Genomic DNA, 26,340 nt, shown 5'->3' with positions numbered 1-26,340 from the left:
CCGATCCGTCGCACTCGACTGCCACGACGTGACCGACACCGCGGCCTCGGTCGGGCCGTACAAGTTGTGCAAACCCGCCGACGACAACACCCGGAACGCGGCCGCAGTCTCCACCGGCAACGCTTCACCGATCACGAACACCTGCCGCAACGACGCAATCTGCTCCGCGCGTGCCGCACCGGTGAATACCGTCAACATCGACGGCACGAAGTCCGTCACCGTCACACCATGCTCCACGATCGCCGCCGCGACATAATCCGCATCCCGATGACCATCCGGGGTCGCGACCACCATCTGCGCACCCACCAACGGCGGTAGGAAGAACCCCCACAACGACACATCGAACGTCGTCGCCGTCTTCTGGAAATACACATCCGAACTACTCAGACCGTATTCGTCGATCATCCACAACATCTGATTCACGATCGCGCCGTGACTGACCGCCACACCCTTCGGCCGCCCCGTCGAACCCGACGTGAAAATCACATACGCCGCACTATCGGACACCAGCAACCCCGACCGCTCACCCGCCGCGATCGGTGTGCCCGCGTACCCCGACAAATCTGCGATGTCGATCTGCAACACCGGCGTCGAACCAGGAACCGTGAACCCATCGGCAGAGCTAATCAACACACACACCGGTGCCGCAACATCGAGGATGTAACCGATCCGCTCCGCCGGATGATCCGGATCGATCGGAACGAACGCACCACCCGCAGCCACCACCGCATGAATACCGACAACCAAATCCAACGACCGTCGCATCGCAACCGCAACCAACGATTCCGGACCCACACCATCCGCAATCAACCGCCGCGCAAGGCGATTCACACGGTCACTGAAGTCTCCATACGTCAGCGACTCACCCTCGAAAGACAACGCAACGGCCGACGGCGTGCGTAATGCCTGCGCTGCCAACAACTCCGGTAGCACCACATCCGGTATCGCATGCTCGGTTGCGTTCCAGTCGGTGAGCACCTGTCTGCGCTCGACACTGCTCAGCAGGCCGACATCGCCGACCGGCAGCGCCGGGTTGGCTGCGAACGCGTCCAACACCATGCCGTAGCGCGTCGACAACGTTTCGATGGTCGACTCGTCGAACAGATCTGTCGCATAGATCCATTCGGCAGACATGCCCGCCTGGTTGCCCTGCGCATCGAGGTTCTCGGTGAGAGTCAGGTACAGATCGAAGTTGGCAACCTGGGTCGCCAGTTCGATACCGCTGACGCTCAGACCCGGCAGCTCGAGTGCGGTCTGCCGCATGTTCTGGAACGCCAGCATCACCTGGAACAGCGGATGACGGGCCTGCGAGCGAACGGGATTGAGTACCTCGACCAGTCGCTCGAACGGCACATCAGCGTTGCTGAACGCATCCAGATCTGCCTGGCGCACACCACTTGCCAGCGCGGCCAGCGACGTGTCGGACTCGACGCGCGTCCGCAACACGAGCGTGTTGACGAACATGCCGATCAAGTCGTCCAACGCGCGCTCGCCGCGACCGGCAACGGGGGTGCCGATGGTGATGTCGTCGGCAACAGACAGTCGTGCCAAGAGGGCGGCAAGTCCGGAATGCGCCAGCATGAACATGGTTTCGCCGCGTGAGCGCGCGAGATCCGCGAGCGCACGATGGGTTTCGGCGGGAATCTCGAAGCGATACGTCGCTCCGCGACCCGATGCGACCGCGGGTCGCGGCCGGTCCGCCGGGAGGTCGAGTTGTTCCGGAATGCCGTGGAGCGCAGTCTTCCAGAAGTCGACCTGGCGCCCGATCAACGATGCCGCGTCGTCCTCGGAACCGAGAACGCTCCGCTGCCAGATTGCGTAGTCCGCGTACTGAACCGGGAGCGGCGTCCATGCCGGCTCGCCGCCATCCACGCGTGCCGAGTAGGCAGTCATGACATCGCGGGTCAACGGGCCCATGGAGAATCCGTCGGCCGAAATGTGATGGACCACGAGCGCGAGAATGTGTTCAGTCGGGCTTACCTCGAACAACCGCGCACGGAACGGCACCTCGGTGGACACGTCGAAGCCGGTGAGCACCAAATCCCTGATATGGCGCGGCAATTCGTCTTCGGTGACGTCTATCGAGGTGAGATCCGGAATGACCCGGGCTGTCGGGACGATCTGCTGATACCCGGCGCCGTCCGCCTCGGGGTACATCGTGCGCAGCGACTCGTGCCGAGCGAGAACGTCGGCGATGGCGATCTGCAATGCTTGCCGGTCGAGCAAGCCGGACAGCCGCACCGCGACGGGAATGTTGTTGACCGCCGAGTCGGTATCGAAGCGGTTGAGGAACCACATGCGTTGCTGCGCAAGGGAGAGCGGCACCCGATCCGGCCGATCCTGCGGCACCAACGCTGCGCGAGCACCTGCACCTGCACGCTGCTCCGCACGCACCGCCAGAGCTGCCACCGTCGATGCTTCGAACAGCACCCGAACACCGATCTCGGTGTCCAATGCGGCTCCGAGTCGGGCAACCACCTGGGTTGCGACCAACGAGTTGCCACCCAACTCGAAGAAGTCGTCGTCGAGTCCGACCCGCGTGACGCCGAGCACGTCGGCAAAGGTCGCGGCGACGATCTCTTCGACCGGTGTCGTCGGTGCCCGGAAGACCTTCGCCTCGAACACCGGAGCAGGCAACGCCTTACGATCCAACTTGCCCGACGCGTTGAGCGGCAACACATCCAACACCACGAAGACCGACGGCACCATATAACCCGGTAGACCGCGGCCGATCTGCTCACGTACATCATCGATATCCACCGAGGCACCCACAGCGGGCACCACATACCCGACCAACTGCTCCCCGGTACGCGAATCCGAGCGCACCACAACCACGGCCTGACCCACCGAGTCCAGACCCGTTAGGGCGGTTTCGATTTCACCGAGTTCGATCCGCAGGCCACGCAACTTCACCTGGAAATCGGTGCGGCCGATGTAATTCAACTCGCCGTTGCCGTCCCACGACACCAGATCACCCGTGCGATACATCCGCGCACCAGGCTCTCCGTACGGGTTCGCCACGAACCGATCAGACGTCAGGTCCGGGCGCCCGACATAGCCGCGCGCCAACTGGACACCCGCAAGGTAGAGCTCACCCGCGACACCGACCGGGACCGGACGCAACCGACCGTCCAACACGAACAACTCCGTGTTGAACACCGGCGCACCGATCGACACCGACGCGATATCGGCATCGACCACCTCGTGGAACGTCACGTCGACCGCAGCCTCGGTCGGACCGTACAAATTGTGCAGTCGAGCACCCGTCGCGGCACGCAACTGCTGCGCCGTCTTCCCCGGCAACGCCTCACCCGACGCAAACACCTGCCGCAACGACGTGCACTCCCTCACACCGGCGGTGACATCCCCCGTCGCTCCGCTCGCCCCGGCAGCAACGAACACCGCCAACATCGACGGCACGAAATGCGCCGTCGTCACGTTCTCGCTACGAATGACCTCGACCAGATACGCCGGATCCCGATGACCATCCGGGCGCGCCACCACCAACCGGGCACCGGTCTGCAACGGCCAGAAGAACTCCCACACCGACACATCGAACGTCGCCGGCGTCTTCTGCAACACCACATCATCGGCAGTCAATGCGTACGCCGACTGCATCCACACCAAACGGTTCACGATCGCACCGTGGCTGACCGCAACACCCTTCGGCCGCCCCGTCGACCCCGACGTGAAAATCACATACGCCGTACCCGACGGCAACAGATTCGCGGTGCGCTCCGCATCCATGACCGGGCCATCGGCAAAGCCGGACAGATCCAGCTCATCGATCAACACCGTTCGCCCGGTGACAGTCAACTCGTCGGCACTGGTCGACAACACACACACCGGTCGCGCCGTCTCGAGGATGTACTCGATGCGTTCCGCCGGATGATCCGGATCCAGCGGCACATACCCGCCACCGGCCACCGATACCGCATACATGCCTACGACCAAATCCAGCGAGCGGCGCATACCCAGAGCCACCAGCGATTCCGGACCCACACCCTCGGCAATCAACCACCGAGCAAGGCGATGCACCCGCGACGCGAACTCGCCATACGTCAGCTGCTCACCCTCGAACGACACCGCCACCGCATTAGGCGTCGCGGACGCTTGCGCCTCGAACAACGACACCAACGTCGCCGACGAATCCACCACCTGTGCGGTGTCGTTGAAACCGGACAACACCAACGACCGCTCGGCAACATCGAGCAACTCGATATCACCCACCGCCGCATCCGGTGCCGCGATCATCGCCGACAACACCCGAATCAGGCGGTCCGCGATCAACCGCACCGACTCTTCATCCAACAAATCCCGCAAGAACCCAGCCCGCACCGACAGGGTGGCCGCCAACGACACGATCAAACTCAACGGATAATGCGTCGCATCCGCCGCATCGATACCCGTGATCGACATCCCATCGATCGACGCCGCCTGCGACGCAATACCCGCCGCATCGACCGGGTACGACTCGAACACCACCAACGTGTCGAACAACCCGGACACCCCGGCCGCGGCCTGAATATCGGCCAACCCCACATAGTGGTGATCCAACAGATCCGCCTGCTCACCCTGAACCCGGGTCAGCAACTCCTCGACCGACTCCGCCGGATCGACCCGCACCCGCACCGGCACCGTGTTGATGAACAACCCGACCATCGACTCCACACCGGAAAGGCCCGCGGGCCGACCCGACACCGTCGTACCGAACACCACATCATCCGCACCGACCAGGCGCGACAACAACACACCCCACCCGGCCTGCAGCACGGTGTTCACCGTGACCCCGACCCGCGCCGCCAACACCGACAACCGAGCAGTCCGCGCCTCGTCCAACTCGAAAATGAACTCACCCGCCAACGCCGTCACGACCCGGCCCGGCTCAGCCGGCGCCAGCAGAGTCGGTTCCGCGACGCCGGACAATGCTGCTGCCCATGCGGTTTCGGACAGCGATCGATCCTGCTGGGCAAGCCATTCCAGGTAGGAACGGTAGGGCCGAACGGCAGGCAGCACGGATCGATCGCCGCGCGCCGCGTAGAGCACCAGCAGATCCTTCATCAGCAACGGCATGGACCAGCCGTCGAGCAGGATGTGGTGGTTGGTGACGACGAGTCGCCATTCCTGGACGCCGACCTTCACGAGCGTGAAACGGATCAGCGGCGGACGCGCGAGATCGAAGTGCGTCGCGCGATCGGTTGCGATGACGCGGTCGTACTCGGCAGCGCGCTCACGTTCGGTGTTCAGGCTGAGATCGATTTCCACCCAGGGGGTTTCGACGTTGTCGAGGACCACCTGGACTGCCTCACCGGCGGTGTCGGTGACGAACGCCGTCCGCAGGTTCGGGTAGCGCGAGAGCAACGATTCCGCTGCGATCCGCAGTCGGGTGCTGTCGACCGCGCCTTCGAGCGACAGCACGATCTGCGACGTGTAGACGTCCACCGTTGCCGCGGCGAGCAACGCGTGGAACATCAGCCCGGCCTGCAGCGGTGATAGCGGCCAGGCGTCGGTCAGAGCGGGGTAGCGTTGCTCCCACACCTCGATGTCGCGCTGACCCACCGTGACCAGGGATAGATCGGACGGCGTCCGGCCACCGGATCGGGGGTTGGCGGCGTGACGAACCACAGCTGCCAACGCGCTTGTCCACAGCGTCGCCAATTCTTCGACGTCACTTCGTTCGAGCAGTGTCTCCGGGTAGCCGAAGTCCGCAACCATTTTGCCCTGCAACACGATTGCGTTCACATCGACTGCGGCCATCGCCGGCATGTCGGCATCGGGTTCGGCAATCAGGTCGCCGAGATCGCTCGCCGGGATCCAGCCGAAGCCTGCCAGCTGTTCCGGAATGTCGGATGCGGAGATCTGCCCGAGGTAGTTGAAGCTGACCTGGCCCGCAGGCTGCTTGGGTAGCTGGCCTGCAGTGTTCTCGTTGAGGTATCGCAGCATGCCGTAGCCGATGCCCTTGTCCGGCAACGCAAGTATCTGTTCCTTGACAGCCTTGATCGCCGACCCCATCGCAGGACCACCGGCAAGAGCATCATCGACATCGATGCCACCCAGATCCAGACGCACCGGGAAGATCGCCGTGAACCACCCCACCGTCCGAGACAGATCGGCACCCGGCACGACCTCCTCTTCACGACCATGCCCCTCGAGACGAATCAGCGACGACGCCTCACTCACACCACGACGCTTACGCCATGACGTCAACGCCAGAGCGAGAGCCGTGAGGAGCGCGTCGTTGACGGCGCCGTGATAGAGCGCGGGCACCGTCGTCAGGAGTGCCTTCGTGTCCTCTGCCGAAATCTCGACGTGCACCTTGCGCACGGTCGGCGCCAAGTCCACCTTCGGGTTCAACGCGCGCGGTCCGATCAGCGGATCAGGACCGTCGACGATCTCCTGCCACATCGGCAGTTCGATTGCCCGATCGTCGGACAACTCCGTCAGCGCCGTCGACCAGCGCCGCATCGACGTACCCGGTGCAGCGAGCGTGGGCGTCTGCCCAGCGGAAATCTGCGCCCAGGCAGAGACCAAGTCCGGCACGATGATTCGCCACGACACACCGTCGACGGCGAGGTGGTGCGCGGCGACGATGAGTCGTCCGGAGCGTGCGCCGCCACCGATCGTTGCGACGGGATCGAGCCAGACGAACTGCACGACGCGTCCGGCGGCTGGATCCAACCGACCCAAGGCGGCGTTCAATTCATCGGTCACGACAGCGGTTACCGATGCGGGGTCGAGCGCCGGATCGAACACCACGCGGTCGACGAGTGCGTCGACGTCGACGTCGCCGGGCGGCAGCACGTCGAGCTGCCACTCACCGCGAACCTTCCGCAGCATCGACCGCAACATGTCGTGGCGATCGACAACGGCGGTGAGAACGCCGACGACGCCCGCACGGTCGATTCCGAGGGGCAGCTCGAGAGTGATCGACTGGTTGAACCGGTCGAAGCTACCGCGACGCTCGGCCATGAACCGCACGACAGGCGTGAGCGGCACGTCGCCGACACCGCCACCGGGCAACTCCGCCAACACGATCGGAGCGGTCGATTCCGCATCGGCAATCTCCGCGATCGCGGCCAGCCCCGCTACCGTGCGCTGCTCGAAGACGTTGCGCGGCGAGAACACCACACCACGAGCCTTCGCCCGCGACACCAACTGAATCGACACGATGCTGTCGCCGCCGAGCGCGAAGAACGAATCGTCGACACCCACCCGCTCCACACCCAACACCTCGGCGAACACCGCCGCAATGGTCTCCTCCACCGGCGTCCGCGGAGCCGTGAACGCAACCGCATCCGCGTACACCGGCTCCGGCAACGCCGCCCGATCCAACTTGCCGACCGGTGTCAGCGGAATGCGATCGAGCACCATGATCGTCGCGGGCACCATGTAGGACGGCAGGCGCCCTTCGACGAACGTGGTCAGCGCGGCCACATCGATCGAATGCTGAGCTGCCGCAACCACGTACGACACCAGCGAGACCACACCCGTGCTGCCGCGGTGGCCGATGGTCGTCGCGAAGTCGACGCTCTCGTGCGCTGCGAGCGCGGCGTCGATTTCACCGAGTTCGATGCGGAATCCGCGGACCTTGACCTGGAAGTCGCTGCGGCCCACGTACTCGACAGTTCCCGAGGTGGTCCACCGCACCACGTCACCCGTGCGGTACATCCGCTGGCCGGCGACGAACGGATTCGCCACGAATCGCTCTGCGCTCAGACCACGCCGTGCGTGGTAGCCACGAGCCAACTGGATGCCGGACAGATAGAGCTCACCTGCGACACCGACGGGAACCGGACGCAGTCGACCGTCGAGCACCAGCGACTGCATACCGCGTACCGGTGCACCGATGGTGACGGTTTCACCGACCACCAGCGGATCGCTGATGTTGGTCATGATGGTGGTCTCGGTGGGCCCGTAGCCGTTGAAGAATTCTCGCTTGCCCGCGGAATCCGTTGCGGCCCACTTGGCGACCAGTTCCGGCGGGCAGGCCTCGCCACCGGCCACCACGACTCGAAGATCGTCTATTCCGGTCGGATCGACCGAGGCCAACGCCGCCGGGGTGATGAATGCATGCGTCACGCGCTCGCGGCGCAGCAGGTCGGAAAGTTCCTCGCCGCCGTAAATCGTCGGCGGCGCGACCACAAGGGTGGCTCCTGTGCAGATCGCGAGCAGCAACTCGAGGACGGACGCATCGAAGCTCGGCGACGCGAAGTGCAGTGCGCGAGATTCCGGGGTGATGGTGTACCGCTCACGCTGTTCGGCGCTGAAGTTGGCAAGTCCGGCGTGGGTGACCAGAACGCCCTTCGGCATGCCTGTCGAACCCGAGGTGTAGATGACGTATGCCGGATGCGTCGGCAGCAGATCCCGTACCCGATCGGCATCCGTGATCGCCTCGACCGGAAGCGAATCGGCCCGATCGAGCACGTCGGCGTCGTCGAGTGCCAACCACCCCACGGTGTCCGGCAACGAGTCCCGTGCCGATGCCACGGTGACGCCGACGACGGCACCGGAATCCGACACCATGTGCGCGATGCGATCCGCGGGATAGTTGGGATCGACGGGCACGAAGGCCGCGCCTGCCTTGCTGACAGCCCAGGATGCAAGCACCGAGTCGGCGGATCGCGGGATGCCGACCGCCACAAGGTCTTCCGGTCCCACGCCTCGATCGATCAGTAGGCGCGCGAGCCGGTTCGACCGCTCGTCGAGCTCGGAATAGGTCAGCTCGGTGCCCTCGAACACCACGGCGACACCCGTGGGATTGGCAGCCGCTGCAGCGACCATCAGATCCGGCAGCGGGCGCGGCGTGACCGCCTCGGACCCTCTGCGCGACACCAGGTCCGCGCGCTCCGCGCGGTCGAGGATGTCGAGCTCGGCGACACCGATCTGTGGGTTCGCCGCAACCGCCTGCAATACGCGCAACCACCGCTGCGCGAACAGCGCAATGGTCGATTCGTCGAACAGATCCGTCGCGTACGTGATCGCGGTGGTCATCCCCGACGAGCTGTCCTCGGACAGAGTCAGTTGCAAGTCGAATCGCGCGATGTCCTCGTCGAGATCGAGTGCACCGACATTCAATCCGGGCAGTTCCAGCGTGGTCTGATCCAGGTTCTGGAACGCCAGCATCACCTGGAACAGCGGATGACGTGCCTGCGAGCGTTCGGGGTCGAGAACCTCGACCAGCCGCTCGAACGGCACATCGGCGTGTCCGAACGCATCGAGGTCCACCTGACGCACCCGGCCGAGGAAGTCGCCGAAGGATTCGGTCGGCTCGATGCCGGTGCGCAACACCAGTGTGTTGACGAACATGCCGACAACGGGATCCAACGCGGCCTCGCCTCGACCGGCGACAGGCGTTCCGATCGCCACGTCGTCGGATCCGCTGAGTCGCGCGAGCAGGACGGCAAGGACGCCGTGCACCACCATGAACAGCGTCGAGTTCTGTTCGCGAGCAACCCGTTCCAGGTCGGCGAGCAGATCTTCGCCAATGTGGAAGATACTGGTGCGGCCGCGGTTGGATGCGATCGACGGCCGCTGCCGGTCGGCAGGCAGGTCGAGCTCGTCCGGGATTCCGGCGAGAGCGGTGCGCCAGTAGTCGACCTGCTGAGACAGCAGCGACGTCGCGTCGTCCTCGGTGCCCAATGCGGCGCGCTGCCACAGGGTGTAGTCCGCGTACTGCACCTCCAACGGTGCCCAGGCAGGTGCCGAGCCTTCCACGCGCGCCGCGTAGGCGGCCATGACATCGCGGGTCAGCGGGCCCATGGAGAAACCGTCGGCACTGATGTGATGGACGACAACGGCGAGAACGTGCTCGGCATCGGTTGCACGGAACAACCGGGCGCGCAACGGAATCTGCTCGCTCACGTCGAATCCGGCGCTCACGAAATCGGTGATCGCACCGACAACGGCATCGGGAGCCACCGACACCGGCGCCAAGTCCGGAATCGCGCTCTCGGCACCGACGATCTCCTGATACGGAGTTCCGCCGTGCTCGGGGTAGCGCGTGCGTAGCGACTCGTGCCTGCGCACGACGTCGCCGACAGCGAGGCGGAGGGCGTCGACATCGAGGTCACCGGACAGCTTGATCGCGATCGGCAGGTTGTAGGCAGCGGACTGGGTGTCGTACTTGTTGAGGAACCACATCCGCTGCTGGGCGAACGACAGCGGAATCAGTTCCGGTCGCGGACCCGCGACCAGCGGCCGCCCGGCATCTCCGCCGGAGTGCGATTCTGCCCGTGCGGCAAGCGCTTCCACCGTCGACGCCTCGAACAAGGTCCGCACCGGAATGCGCGCGCCGAGGGCAGCACCGATCCGGGACACCACCCGGGTCGCGATCAGCGAGTTGCCGCCGAGCGCGAAGAAGTCGTCGTCCAGCCCGACCCGCTCCACACCGAGCACCTCGGCGAACACGCCTGCAACGACTTCTTCGACGGGTGTGGTCGGTGCGCGGAAATCGCGCGCCTCCACCGCCGGTGCGGGCAGGGCACGACGGTCGAGTTTGCCGTTGGCGGTGAGCGGTATTGCGTCGAGGACCACCAGCGCCGACGGCACCATGTACGACGGGAGCCGATCGCCCGCGCCGTTGCGGACCGCGTCGATATCGACGGCTGCGCCGGGTGAGGGCACCACGTACGCGACGAGGCGCTGATCGCCGGGAATGTCCTCGCGAACGACCACGGCAACCTGGCCGACCGATTCCTGCGCCAGCACAGCGGATTCGATCTCGCCGAGCTCGATGCGGAAACCACGGATCTTGACCTGATCGTCCGCCCGGCCCAGGTATTCGAGTTCACCTTCGCGGTTCCAGCGCGCAAGGTCACCCGTGCGATAGAGCGACGTTCCGCCCGTGCCGAACGCGTTGGCGACGAAGCGCGCCGCGGTCAGCGCGGGCTGCCCCAGGTAGCCACGCGCCAATTGGTCACCGGCGACGTACATCTCACCGGGCACACCCACCGGCACCGGACGCAGTCGAGTGTCGAGAACGAAGACGCGAAGGCCCGAGATCGCCCGGCCGACGATGCTGCTGGTCGCGGAAGCAGCTGTGACACTGTCGAGTTCGCGATACGACACGTGCACCGTTGTCTCGGTGATGCCGTACATGTTGACCAGGCGCGGCGCGGTATCGCCGTGCCTGTCGTACCAGTCGGTCAACCTGCGCAGCTCGAGAGCCTCGCCGCCGAACACCACATAACGCAGTGCGAGAGGGGGCGCATCGGCGTCCGCGAAGCGGTCTGCCTCTGCCAATTGGTAGAACGCCGACGGTGTCTGGTTGAGCACCGTGACCCGTTCGCGGCGCAGCAATTCGAGGAATTGCTCCGGCGACCGGGAGGTGTAGTAGTCCACGACCACGACGGTGCCGCCGTAGAGCAGCGGCCCCCACAGTTCCCACACCGAGAAGTCGAACGCGTACGAGTGGAACATCGTCCACACGTCGGAGCTGCCGAAGCCGAACTCCGACTCGGTGTTCGCAAACAGCGTCGCGACGTTGCGATGCGGGATCTGCACACCCTTGGGGCGTCCCGTCGAGCCCGACGTGTAGATCACGTAGGCGACATTCGATGGTGTCAGAGTGCCCAATCGATCCGCGTCCGTGATCGGTGCGGCGTCCTGCGCGTCGAGGTCGACTGTGTCGATCTCGACGATCGGCAAGTCATCCGGCAGCGCAATCTCCCGATCGGATGTAGTGATCACGCAGACCGGCAACGCATCGCTGAGCATGTATTCGATGCGGTCCGCCGGGTAGGTCGGATCGACAGGGAGGTAGCCACCGCCGGCCTTGACCGTCGCGAGCAACGCGACAACCAACTCGGCGGAGCGCGGCAACGACACGGCAACAAGGGATTCGGGACCGACGCCTGCCGCGATCAGAACTCGGGCCAGCTGGTTCGCGCGCTCGTCGAGCTCGCGGTACGTCAGCGTCGTGTCCTCGTATCGAACCGCGACGCCGCCGGGATTCTTCGTTGCAGCGGCGTCGAACAGCGACGTCAGAGTCTTGTCGACCTCCGTGCCACGTCCTGCCGAATTCCACAGTTCGAGCACCTGGCGTCGCTCGGCGGAATCGAGCATGTCGATGTCGCCGACGGCTGCATTGGGATCGGCAACGACGGCACGCAGCAGCCGAACCAGTCGGTCGGCAAAGATGACGACTGTCGATTTGTCGAACAGATCGGTGGCGTAGGTGAACAGCGCCGTAATCCCGGCGGGGCCGGCTTCCGTGACCGCTTCCCCGATGGTCAGCTGCAGATCGAATTTCGCAAGGCCGCTGTCGAATTCGACGACCCTGGCATCGAGATCGTCCATCGTGAACGCGGTGTCCAGCGCGTTCTGGAACGTGAGCATCACCTGAACCAGTGGGTGATGCGACTGCGAACGGATCGGGTCGAGAACCTCTACCAAACGCTCGAAGGGAACCTCGGCGTTGCCGAAGGCGGCGAGGTCGGATTCCCGTGCCTGCGAGAGCAATTCGGCAAAGCTGTCGCTGGGATCGATCTCCGTGCGCAGCACCAGGGTGTTGACGAACATGCCGATCACGTCGTCGAGTGCCTGCTCGCCACGACCTGCGACGGGGGTACCGATCGCGATATCGGTGCTCCCACTCATCCGGGCCGCCCACAGTGCGAGCGCCGAATGAACGACCATGAACAACGACGCACCCTGGTTTCGAGCAAGTTCGGTCAGCTTGCCGTGCAGTTCGGCATCGATCGCGAACTCGTGGGTACGACCTCGACCGGTCGTCACCTCCGGCCGCACCCGGTCGGCGGGAAGCTCGAGCAGGTCGGGCAGATCGGCGAGTGTGCGCTTCCAGTAGGCGATCTGAGCGGACACGACGGACAACGGGTCAGTCTCTGATCCAAGGATCTGCCGCTGCCACAGCGTGTAGTCCGCGTACTGCACATCGAGCGGCTTCCAGCTCGGCTGTTCACCGCGGGCCCGGGCGGCGTAGGCAACCAGCACGTCACGCATGAGCGGGCCGAGCGAGAAACCGTCAGCGCTGATGTGATGCAGCACGACGACGATCACATATTCGGACGTTCCCAGCTGCAGCAAGCGAGCACGGAACGACAACTCTTCGGTGACGTCGAATCGTTGCGAGGCGAGCGCGATGACGCGCGCCGCGAGTTCGTCCGGCCGCACTGCTTCGACCGGCAGGTCGACCGTCACGTCGTTGAGCGGCAGGATCACCTGGTAGCCGTCGCCGTCGACGTCGGGGTACACGGTCCGCAGCGACTCGTGCCGCGCCAGCACATCCGCGACAGCCGACCGGAGTGCGGCAACGTCCACGTCGCCTGACAAGCGCACCGCCACCGGGATGTTATCCGCAGGCGAGTCGGTGTCGAATCGATTCAGGAACCACATGCGCTGTTGCGCAAGCGACAGCGGAATCCGTTCCGGCCGATCACGTGCCACCAGCGCGGGACGGCGCCCCTCGCCCGCATGCGCTTCCGCGCGGGCCGCAAGGGCCGATACCGTCGACGCCTCGAACAGCACCCGCACCGGAACCTGGGTGTCCAACGCGGCGCCGATACGGGACGCGACCTGAGTGGCGATCAGCGAGTTGCCGCCGAGCTCGAAGAAGTCGTCGTCGCGACCGATACGCGTTGCGCTGTCACCGATCCCCAGCACCTCGGCAAACACCTCGGCGACGATCTCCTCGACAGGAGTTTCGGGTGCGCGGTACTTCTTGGTCTCGAAGACCGGCGCGGGCAGTGCGCGTCGGTCCAACTTGCCGGATGCGTTGAGCGGCAGATCGTCGAGAACGATGAACGCCGACGGCACCATGTACGACGGCAGCTGTTCTGCAACAGTGGCTTTCAGATCCGCTGCCACTACCGTCGTGCCACGCGCGGGGACAACGTACGCGACGAGCTGCTCGCCTGTCTGTGGATCGCTGTGCACGATCGCAACCGTTCGCGCAACGGTCCGATCGGCGAGCAACGCGGATTCCACTTCGCCGAGTTCGATGCGAAGGCCGCGCAACTTCACCTGGAAGTCGGTGCGGCCCAGGTACTCCACGTTGCCCGCGGTGTTCCAGCGCACCAGGTCACCGGTGCGGTACATCCGGACGCCGTCGGCACCGAACGGATTCGCGACGAAGCGGTCTGCCGACAGATCCGGTCGTCCCGCGTAGCCGCGGGCCACCTGTGCGCCCGCCAGATAGAGCTCACCCGCAACGCCGGGCGGAACCGGACGAAGCCTGCCGTCGAGCACCAGTGCCTGCGCGTTCCAGACCGGGTTACCGATGGGAACGATCTGACCGGGTTCGGCAGGCAGCTCGAACTCGGTGGCGTGCACTGTGAATTCGGTTGGTCCGTAGAGGTTGTGTATCGCGGCGTCCGACACGCGACGCACCGCCGCGACGGCCTCCCGCGGCAATGCCTCGCCCGCGATCTGCAGCACGCGTAGGGACGACACCGAGCCCGGGGCGATCGATGCCGCGAATACGGACAGCATCGACGGGACGAAGGACGTCATCGTGACCTGTTCGGCGGCAATGACATTCGCCAAGTAGGCCGGATCGCGGTGCCCGTCCGGGGTCGCGATCACCATGGAGCCACCGGTGGCCAACGCGCCGTAGAGCTCCCACACCGACACGTCGAAGGTGGGCGGCGTCTTGAACAGCACCACGTCGTCGTGGCCCATCGCGAATCGGTCGGTGATCCACCGAATCTGGTTGACCACTGCGGAATGCGGTACGGCGACGCCCTTGGGGCGCCCGGTCGATCCGGACGTGAAGATCACGTACGCGGTGTTGGCGGGATGCAACGTCCCGAGCCGCTCGTCGTCGCGAACCGGGCCGATCGGATAGCCACTCAGATCCAGCGTGGACACATCGATGGCACGCGGACCGACCGGCAGCGCGAAATCGTCTCCCGAAGTGGTCAGCACCAACTCGGCACGGGCGGTGTCGACTATGTGGGCGATGCGCTCGCTCGGGTGATCCGGGTCCAGCGGCACGTATCCTGCGCCTGCCTCGAGAACGGCATACATCGCGACCACCAGGTCCAGCGAGCGACGCATACCAAGGGCGACAAGAGAATCCGGTCCCACATCGGCGCCGATCAGATAGCGCGCGAGGGCGTGCACCCGGTCGGCGAACTCCGTGTATGTGAGCGTTTCACCGTCGGCGATCACGGCGACAGCAGCGCCGCTGCGCTCGACCTGCTCGGCGAACACGGACACCAGGGTGTCGCCGGCGTCGATCCGATGCTCGGTGGCATTCCAGGTGTCGAGCACCAACGTCTGCTCGGTACTGTCCAACAGGTCGATGTCGCCGACCACGACCGACGGATCGGCGACCACCGCGGCGAGTACCCGCAAGAATCGGTGCGCGAATGCCGCAACCGTGGATTCGTCGAAAAGGTCGGTGGCGTAAGCGAACGTCGCTTCGACCGCCGCCGGATTGCCTGCCTGGTCGTGGTGGTCGACGATGGTCAGCTGCAGATCGAACTTCGCCTGATCGTCGCCGGTCTCCAGCCCGGAAATCGACAAGCCGTCCAGCTCGAGGTGCAGCTGCGCCTGGTTCTGGAAGGCAAGCAACACCTGGAAGAGCGGGTGTCGAGCCTGGGAGCGAACAGGATTCAGGATCTCGACGAGGCGTTCGAACGGGAGGTCCGAATGCGCGAACGCCTGAAGGTCCGTCTCGCGGGCATTGGCCAGCAATTCGGTGAACGGTGCGCTGGTATCGACGTTGGTCCGCAGCACGAGAGTGTTGACGAACATGCCGATCAGATCGTCGAGCGCGCGCTCACCACGGCCGGCAACGGGAGTGCCGATGGCGATGTCGTCGGTTCCGGCGAGCCGTGACAGGAGCGCAGCAAGGGCGGAGTGCACCACCATGAACACAGTCGAATTTTGCTCGCGCGCCAGCGCATTGAGCCCGCGGTGAGTCTCTTGATCGATTTCGAACCGATATGCAGCACCACGATCGGACGCGGTAGCCGGGCGCGGCCGGTCGGAGGGAAGTTCGATCTGGTCCGGCAGCCCCTCCAGGGCGCCTGTCCAGTAGTTCACCTGATCGGAGATCAGCGATTCCGGATCGGTCTCCGCGCCGAGTACCTGCCGCTGCCACAGCGTGAAATCGGCGTACTGCACCGCCAGCGGCTGCCACCCGGGAAGTTCGTCGTGAGAACGGGCCGCGTATGCGGTCATCAGATCGCGCGTGAACGGTCCGACCGAGAAACCGTCCGCCGAGATGTGGTGCACCACAACGGCGAGCACGAATTCGGTGGTGTCCGACTGGAACAAGCGGGCACGGAACGGAACGTCGGCAGTGACGTCGAAGCCGCGAGACAGGAAGGCAACGACATCGGCCAACTGCTCGGCAGGAGTCACGCGCACCGGCGCGAGATCCGGGGTCGCGTCCTGCGCCTGCACCAATAGTTGATGGGGGCCCGCGGCCGAATCCGGGTAGTAGGTGCGCAGCACCTCGTGGCGAGCGACGACGTCCGCCACTGCCGCTTGTAGTGCGCCGACGTTCAGCGGTCCCGACAGCCGAATGGCTACCGGAATGTTGTTGACCGCGGATTCGGTGTCGAATCGGTTGAGGAACCACATGCGTTGCTGCGCAAGGGAGAGCGGCACCCGCTCGGGTCGCGGCTGCGGCACCAACGGCGCCCTCGCACCCGCGCCGGCCCGCTGCTCCGCACGCACCGCAAGTGCTGCGACCGTCGGAGCCTCGAACAACACCCGAACACCGATCTCGGTATCCAACGCGACACCGAGGCGAGCAACCACCTGGGTCGCGACCAACGAGTTGCCGCCGAGTTCGAAGAAGTCGTCGTCCACGCCGACCCGATCGACACCGAGCACATCGGCGAAGGTCGATGCCACGATCTCTTCGACCGGCGTGCTCGGTGCCCGAAACACCTTTGCCTCGAACACCGGAGCAGGCAGGGCCCTGCGGTCGAGTTTGCCGGAGGCGTTGAGCGGCAGACTGTCCAACACCACGAACGCCGTCGGCACCATGTACGCAGGCAGACCACGACTGATGTGCTCGCGTACCGCGTCGATGTCGACCGAGGTGTCAGCTGCCGCCACCAAGTACGCAACGAGCTGATCGCCCAGACGATCATCCGACCGTACGAGTGCAACGGATTGATCGACCCCGGCCACAGCGGTCAACGCGGTCTCGATCTCCCCCAACTCGATCCGCAGACCACGCAACTTCACCTGGAAATCGGTGCGGCCGATGTACTCCAACTCGCCCCGCGAGTTCCACGACACCAAGTCCCCGGTGCGATACATGCGGTCCCCAGCCGAACCGTACGGATTCGCCACGAACCGATCAGCCGTCAGATCCGGCCTGGCAACGTACCCGCGCGCCAACTGGACACCCGCCAAATACAACTCACCCGCAACACCGACCGGCACCGGACGCAACCGACCGTCCAACACGAACAACTCCGTGTTGAACACCGGCGCACCGATCGGGACCGACGCGATATCCGCATCGACCACCTCGTGGAACGTCACGTCGACCGCAGCCTCCGTCGGGCCATACAAGTTGTGCAGATCCGCACCGGTCAACATCCGAAGCCGTTGTGCGGTAGCAGCGGGCAACGCCTCACCCGAGGCAAACACCTGCCGCAACGACGTGCACTCCCTCGCACCGTCGTTGACTTCCCCCGTCGCTCCGCTCGCCCCGGCAGCAACGAACACCGCCAACATCGACGGCACGAAATGCGCCGTCGTCACGTTCATGCCGCGAATGACCTCGACCAGATACGCCGGATCACGATGACCATCCGGCCTCGCGACCACCAACCGGGCACCGGTCTGCAACGGCCAGAAGAACTCCCACACCGACACATCGAACGTCGCCGGCGTCTTCTGCAACACCACATCCGACTCGGTCAATGCGTACGCCGACTGCATCCACACCAAACGGTTCACGATCGCACCATGGGAGACCGCAACACCCTTCGGACGACCCGTCGACCCCGACGTGAAAATCACATACGCCGTACCCGACGGCAACAGATTCGCGGTGCGCTCCGCATCCGTGACCGGGCCATCGGCAAAGCCGGACAGATCGAGCTCATCGATCAACACCGTTCGCCCGGTGACAGCCAACTCGTCGGCACTGGTGGACAACACACACACCGGTCGCGCCGTCTCGAGGATGTAGTCGATGCGCTCCGCCGGATGATCCGGATCCAGCGGCACATACCCGCCACCGGCCACCGACACCGCATACATACCCACAACCAAATCCAACGAGCGGCGCATACCCAGAGCCACAAGCGATTCCGGACCCACACCCTCGGCAATCAACCACCGAGCCAACCTGTGCACCCGAGAAGCGAACTCGCCATACGTCAACGACTCACCCTCGAACGACACCGCCACCGCGTCCGGCGTCCGAGCCACCTGCGCCTCGAACAACGACACCAACGTCGCCGACGAATCGACGTCGAAATTTGTGTCGTTGAAGCCGTGAAGCACCAACCGCCGCTCGGCGGCATCCAACAACTCGATGTCCCCGACTGCGGGAATCGGTCCGGCGGACACGGCGTCGAGCACCCGCAAGAACCGTTCGGCGAATATCGCCATCGTCGATTCTTCGAAAAGATCAGTGGCATAGGACAGTTCGGCGGCGATTCCGGCCGCACCTGCACCGTTGACACTCGTCTCGGACAGGGTCAGCTGCAGGTCGAACTTCGCCATGTGGGCGTCGAACTCCACGCCCGACACGCTCAGACCAGGTAGCTCGAGGTTGACCTGTCCGGTGTTCTGGAACGTCAGCATGACCTGGAACAGCGGATGCCGAGCCTGCGACCGCGATGGGTTGAGGACCTCGACCAACCGCTCGAACGGCACATCGGCATGACCGAACGCCGCGAGGTCGGTTTCGCGGGCGCGGGCAAGCAGATCCGCGAAGGATCGGTTCGGGTCGATCTCGGTGCGCAACACCAGCGTGTTGACGAACATGCCGATCAGATCGTCCAGCGCAGCTTCACCGCGACCTGCGACCGGGGTACCGACGGCGATGTCGTCGGTACCCGACATCCGCGACAGCAGAACGGCCAACGCTGCGTGCATCACCATGAAGACGGATGCGTTGTTCGCCTGCGCCAGCTCGAACAGTCGCTGCTGCGTCTGCGGCGGAACGTTGAATTCGTACGTTCCGCCGCGATACGACGCGACCAGTGGACGCGGGCGGTCAGCCGGGAGGTCGAGCTGATCCGGGAGCCCTGCCAGGGTCTTCGACCAGAACGAAACCTGTTGAGAGATCAGCGAATCCGCTGAGTCTTCGGAACCGAGTACCTCTCGTTGCCACAGCGCGTAATCCGCATACTGAACGGGCAGCGCCGACCACGAGGGTGCCTCCCACGTGGTGCGCGCCGCGTAGGCGACCATCACGTCGCGCGCGAGTGGCCCCATCGACCAGCCGTCGGCCGAAATGTGGTGTACCACCATGCCGAGGATGTACTCGGTCTCGCTGACCTCGAAAAGCCTGGCGTGCAGGGGCACTTCGTCGGTGACGTCGAATCCGACAGACGCAAGCTCGACCAAGTGCTGGGCGAGATTGTCGTTGGTCACGGTGACCGGTGTCAGGTCGGGAACGATCTGCGCGGCGTCGAGCACCAATTGTTCCGGACCGTCGGCAGATTCGGGGAACACCGTCCGCAACGACTCGTGCCGATCGATCACGTCGATGACGGCGACCTGCAGCGCCGCAACGTCGAGTTGACCGGTCAGCCTGATGGCGATCGGGATGTTGTTGACGGCAGACGCGGTGTCGAATCGGTTGAGGAACCACATGCGCTGCTGTGCGAGCGAGAGCGGAATGCGTTCCGGGCGTTCGCGAGCGGTCAACGCTGCGCGGCCACCCGCACCGACGTGCGATTCGACGCGCGCCGCAAGTGCACCGACCGTGGGCGCCTCGAACAATGCGCGGACGGGCACACGGGTATCCAGCGCGGTACCGAGCCGGGACGCCACCTGGGTCGCGATCAGCGAGTTGCCGCCCAGCTCGAAGAAGTCGTCGTCGACGCCGACCCGATCCACATCGAGGACGTCACGGAAGACATCGGCAACGATCTGCTCGATCGGTGTTGTGGGAGCGCGGAATTCGCGAACCTCGTGGACGAGTGCGGGCAAGGCGGCACGATCGAGCTTGCCGACCGGAGTCAGCGGAATCTCGTCGAGCACGATGATCGCCGAGGGCACCATGTGCGCAGGCAGGCTGCGGCCGATGAAGCGGCTCAGGTCTCCTGTGTCGATCGTCTTGGTCGGGCCCGGCAAGACATAGGAAACCAGTGCGGTGGCACCGGTTTCACCGGTGTGCCCGATTGTGACAGCGAAGTCGACGTCATCACTCGCGCGCAGAGCTGCGTCGATCTCACCGAGTTCGATTCGGAAGCCGCGAACCTTGACCTGAAAGTCCGAACGGCCGACGTACTCAACGGTTCCGGCTGAAACATCCCCCGTCGCTCCGCTCGCCCCGGAAACCCACCGGACCACATCCCCTGTGCGATACAGCCGCTCACCGGAATCACCACACGGATCGGCGACAAAGCGAGTCGCCGTCAGCCCCGGTCGATCGTGGTAGCCGCGGGCAAGCTGAATCCCGGACAGGTACAGCTCGCCAGGAACGCCGATCGGTACCGGCCGCAAGCGCTCGTCGAGAACCAGCGAACGCATACCGCGAATCGGGGCACCGATCGTGACCAGGTCAGCGGGCGACAACGGGTCGCTGATATTGGTCATGATGGTGGTTTCGGTGGGTCCGTAACCGTTGAAGAATTCCAGGCCCGGCTGTGCCCAGCGCACGACCAACTCGGCAGGCACCGCTTCACCACCCGCGACCACGACGCGCAGGTCCGGCAGATCGGTCGGCTCGATCGACGCCAGTACCGACGGCGTGAGGAAGGTGTGGGTAACCCCCTCGGCGCGCATCAGCTCGGCGAGTTCTTCACCGCCGTAGATCGACGGCGGTGTGATGACAAGGCGCGCACCGGAACCGACCGCCATGAGGAGTTCGAGCACCGATGCGTCGAAGCTCGGCGACGCGAAGTGCAGGGCTCGCGAGTCGGCGGTGATGCGGTAGCGCTCGCGCTGCTCGGCAGCAAAGTTCGCAAGTCCGGCATGCGTCACGGTGACGCCCTTGGGCACGCCCGTCGAACCGGACGTGTAGATCACGTAGGCGGCGTTGCCGGGTGCCACCGATCCAACGCGCTCGTCGTCGGTGACCGGTTCGGTCGACCTACGCAGGTAGTCACGCTCGAACAGTTCGTCGTCGAGCGTCAGCCACTCCACCGTGTCCGGAAGTTCTTGCCGAACGACGCCGACCGTCAGGCCCAGTACGGCCTTCGAGTCCGTGATCATGTGCGTGATGCGATCCGGCGGATAATTCGGATCGACGGGAACGAAGGCGCCGCCCGCCTTGGCGACCGCCCACACCGCGAGAACCGATTCGAGGGAACGCGGAACACCCAGTGCAACAAGCGAATCCGGACCGACGCCGCGCTCGATGAGCACACGCGCGAGCTGCGAGGAACGCTCGTCGAGTTCGCCGTACGTCAGAGTGCTGTCTCGGTAGGACAACGCGATCGCATCCGGGTCGAGCGCGGCCGCGTCGGCCAGCAACTCCGGGAGGGTACGCGGCGATTCGGCGGGCGGCCCCGTGCGATCGATCAAGTCGGCCCGCTCGGCCGGATCCAGTACCTCGATGTCGCCGACCGCGTTCGCGGGGGCAGCGACCGCCGATTCCAGGATTCGGACGAACTGCTCGCCGACCTGCTCGATCCGCGCGGCGTCGAAAAGATCTGCGGCGTAGATGATCACGGCGGCAATGCCGTCCAGTTCGCCGTTGCCATCGGTGATCTCGGAGAGCGTGAATTGGAGATCGAACTTCGCGATGTCGACTTCGAGTTCGTGAGCGGACACCAGTAGATCGCCGAGTGTGATGCTCTGCTGAGACTGCTGCTCGAAGGACAGCATCACCTGGAACAGCGGATGCCGCCCCTGCGATCGGCGCGGGTTCAACACCTCGACAAGACGCTCGAACGGCACGTCCGAGTTGGCAAATGCTGCCAGGTCGGTGTCGCGTGTGCGGGCAAGCAGGTCGGCGAAACTCTCCGTGCTCTCGATCTCGGTCCGCAGCACCAGGGTGTTGACGAACATGCCGATCAAGTCGTCGAGCGCCTGCTCACCGCGACCGGCGATCGGTGTGCCGACCGCAACGTCACTGCTGCCGCTGAGCCGGGCCAGCAGCACCGCGAGCGCGGTGTGCACGACCATGAACAGGCTGACGCCCTGAGCGCGAGCCAGCGCCGCGATCTGCCGATGCAGGTCGTCGGAGATCTGGAACGAGACGCGATCTCCGCGGAAGCTCTGCGTCGCGGGCCGCGCGTGATCGAGCGGCAGATCCAGCTGCTCCGGTAGGCCGGCAAGCGTGGTACGCCAGTAGTCGACCTGTTGCGCCGCAATGGTATCCGGAATGTCATCGGAGCCGAGGAGGTCGCGCTGCCACAGCGTGTAGTCGCGATACTGCACGGTGAGGGGCGCCCAATCGGGTGCCGCTCCGTTCGCGCGCGCCAGGTAGGCGGCAAGAACATCGCGCGAGAGCGGGCCGAACGAGAAGCCGTCTGCAGCGATGTGGTGAACCACGAATGCGACAGCGAAATCGTCGTCTGCCAGTTGGAAAACCCGAACCCTGATCGGGAGTTCGTGCGAGACGTCGAAACCTGTCGAGGCGAACTCGGTGAGCAACGGCTGCAGTTGCGCCTCCGTCACCCGCACCGGCTCGATGTCGAGGTGGACCTCCGACATCGGCAGCACCCGCTGCAACCCGCCGTCCCCGGACTCCGGGAAGACGGTGCGCAGCGACTCCTGACGTTCGAGCAGATCGTTCAGCGCGGCCCGGAGCGCATCGACGTCGACGTTGCCGCTCAGCTGTACGACGAACGGCAGGTTGTAGGTCGGAACCGTGGGATCGAACTGGTTGAGGAACCACATCCGTTGCTGCGCAAGCGAAAGCGGCACCCGGTCCGGGCGCGGACGAGCGACCAGCGCCGGCCGGGTGGAATCGGTAGGCGCGCCTGCCGCGGCGCGGGCCGTGAGGCCTGCAACGGTCGGCGTCTCGAACAGGGCGCGTACACCCAGCTGCGTCCCGAATGCCGCACCGATGCGCGACACCGTCTGGGTAGCGACCAGTGAGTTGCCGCCGAGCTCGAAGAAGTTGTCGTCGATGCCGACTCGCGACACACCGAGCACATCGCCGAAGATCCCCGCCACGATCTGCTCGGCCTGCGTCCGCGGCGCGCGGTACGACGCGGCGTCGGCACTGAAGACCGGTTCCGGCAACGCTTTTCGGTCGAGCTTGCCACTGGTGTTGAGCGGGAACGCATCGATCACCATGATCGCTGCAGGCACCATGTAGGTAGGCAGCGACTGCGAGACGAACCGCGTGAGTTCCACCGGATCCGCCGTGTGACCCGGCGCGGGCACGACGTAGCTGACCAACTGCTGGCCGGTGGCGGTGTCGGCGACGAGCACGACTGTCTGGCTCACCGTCGGGTGCGCGAGCAAGTCTGTCTCGATCTCACCGAGCTCGATGCGCTGGCCGCGGAACTTCACCTGAAAGTCGGTACGTCCGATGTATTCCAGGACGCCCGTGTCACGCCAGCGCACCAGGTCGCCGGTGCGGTACATGCGAGAACCATGGGGGTCGAGCGGATTTGCGACGAAACGATCGGACGTCAGGTCGGGGCGACCCAGGTAGCCGCGCGCCAACTGCCGACCGGCCAGGTACAGCTCGCCGGGCGCTCCGATGGCGGCCGGTCGCAGTCGCGAGTCCAGCACGTACGCGGCCACGTTCCACTCGGGCACACCGATCGGGACTGTGGTGACGTCGGCGGCCGTCGCCTCCCAGTAGGTGACGCTGACCGCGGCCTCCGTCGGGCCGTACAGGTTGTGCAAACCTGCCGTGCTGATCCGGCGGAAACCGGCGGCAGTCTCCGGCGGGAGGGCCTCGCCGATGACGAAAACGTGTCGTAGCGTGGAACATTGACTTGCGGCGGCCTGCGCGACGAAGACGGTGAGCATCGACGGAACGAAGTCCGTCACCGTGACGCCGTGCTGTTCGATCGCGGCGGCGACATAGGCCGGATCGCGGTGGCCGTCCGGCGTGGCCACGACCAGCTTGGCGCCGACCAGCAGCGGCAGGAAGTAGCCCCACAGCGATACGTCGAAGGTTGTTGCAGTCTTCTGCAGCACCACATCCGACGAATTGAGGCGGTACTCGTCGAGCATCCACAGCATCTGGTTGACGATGGCGCGGTGGGTGACCGCGACGCCCTTCGGACGGCCGGTCGAACCCGACGTGTAGATGACGTAGGCGGTGTTGCCCGGTTGCAGTGGCAGCGTGCGCTCGTCGTCCACGATCGGGGCGGGGTCGTACGTCGACAGATCGACGGTGTCGATTTCGAGGACGTTCGCGCCGTCCGGCAGGTCGATCTCGTCGCGCGACGTGGTGAGCAGGCACACCGGCTTGGAGCTGTCGAGGATGTATCCGGTGCGCTCGGCAGGGTGATCGGGGTCGATGGGAACGTAGGCGCCACCGGCCTTGAGTACGGCGTGCATGCCGACGACCAGATCGAGCGATCGCCGCATACCAAGGGCAACAAGCGATTCCGGGCCGACACCATCGGCGATCAGGCGACGGGCAAGGCGGTTGACGCGGGCATCGAACTCGCCGTAGGTGAGGGCGTCGCCTTCGAATTCGAGCGCAATGTCGTCGCCGCCTGCAACGACCCCTGCGTCGAGCAGTCGCACCAGCGTCGTGTCCGGCACGTCGTGGCCGCTGGCGTTCCAGTCGACTACCGACGTAGCGCGTTCCTGATCGGTGACGACGTCGATGGACCACACCGTGTCTTCGGCATCGGCGGCGAGGAAACGCTCGAAGAAATCTATGAAGCGGGAGTGATGCAGCCGCGCTTCGTCGTCGGAATAGAGGTTGGGGTTGGTCTCGAAGTCGATGTGGGCGCTGGTGCCGGCAACCGACTGATAGAAGTTGACGCCGAGGTCTTCGATGCTGCCGGTCGAGAGCACGTTGAGCTGACCCAGAATCGGGCCGAACGCGATCTCGCTGTGGAACAGCATGATGTTCACCCAGGGTCCGAAGAACTCCTTGGTGTTGTTGTTCTGCGACGCGGTATCGCGTCGAATGTCCTCGTGGCGGTACCGCTGGTGACGCAGTGCGCCGGAGACGCCGACGGTGACGTCCTTGAGCAATTCGGCGACGGTCGTATCGCTGCCGACGCGTAGCCGCACCGGGACGACGTTGGACACCATGCCGCCCGATCGGCGCATCACTGCCGTCGTGCGACCGGTGACCGGAAGGCTGAGGATGACGTCTTCGTTACCCGTGATCTGCGCGAGGTACGCCCCGAACGACGCGATGAGCAACGAGGCGGGCGACGAGTCGTGTTTGGCAACCGATGCCTCGAGCAGGGAGTTCTCACCCGCGGGCAGTTCGGCGCTTGCGATGCCGTTGATCGGTGCGGGCGGCGCGGTGCGGCCGGTGAGGCTGGTGCCCTCTTCCAGCCCGGCGACGCGCTCGGCCCAATAGGTCTTGTCGGTCTGGAATCGGGTGCTGTCGCGGTAGGCGACCTCGGAGTCGTACAGAGCGCGCAGGTCGCCGGCCTTTGCCGGCGCGGGCTCACGGTTCTCGACCAACGCCGAGTAGTGCTCGGCGACGCGGCCCATGAACGTCATTGCGCCGAAGCCGTCGAGCGCGACGTGATGAACGCGGGAGTACCAGTAGAAATGGTCGTCGGCCAACTGCAGGGCGGCAGCGTAGATCAGCCGGTCTTCGACGATGTCGATCGGCTTGCTGTATTCGGCGCGCATCCAGTCGGCGGCAGCGGCGATCGGGTCTTCGACATCCCGGAAATCGACATAGGTCAGCGGCGCATCGAGCGAGAGATCGACCACCTGCAAGGGCTCGGCGTCGCGTTCGATGATCCGGAGAAAACCGGAGCCCACGTCCTCGGCTGCCGCCGCACTTGCCTTCTTCAGGGCCTCGGTATCCAGCTCGCCGTGGAGGTCGACGTACTGCGCGATGTTGATGGGGACTTCGGGATCGAGGTGCTGCGCGTACCACATTCCGAGCTGAGCCGGAGAGAGCGGAAAAGCATCGGCGAACTCGTCGACGGTTGTGCCGTCACCATCAATATCTACCTGGTCCAACCGTAACCTCGTTTCCGGAACGCCCCAAGGTTCCCCGACGACTACTCCCTCGTGCTCGACCGCAACCTTCTATACAACAGCTGCGAGCGAGGATTCGGGACAAGTTCGAATATCAATCAAGTCAAAAAGTTCATAACGTGTATCTAC

General features: G+C 65.0%; 1 protein-coding gene. It reads right to left on the bottom strand.

Features of this window, described 5'->3' with window-relative positions; all coding sequences use genetic code 11:
* On the bottom strand, positions 1-26,193 hold a 26,193-nt coding region (locus FOY51_RS24180; protein WP_149432840.1), incomplete at its 3' end, for a non-ribosomal peptide synthase/polyketide synthase.
* Positions 26,194-26,340: the final 147 nt, after the last annotated feature.

This window comes from Antrihabitans cavernicola, assembly GCF_008297975.1.
In the GTDB taxonomy this organism is placed as follows: domain Bacteria; phylum Actinomycetota; class Actinomycetes; order Mycobacteriales; family Mycobacteriaceae; genus Antrihabitans; species Antrihabitans cavernicola.
The sequence above is the reverse complement of the archived record's forward strand: the minus strand, read 5'-3'. Positions and strand labels throughout refer to the sequence as shown.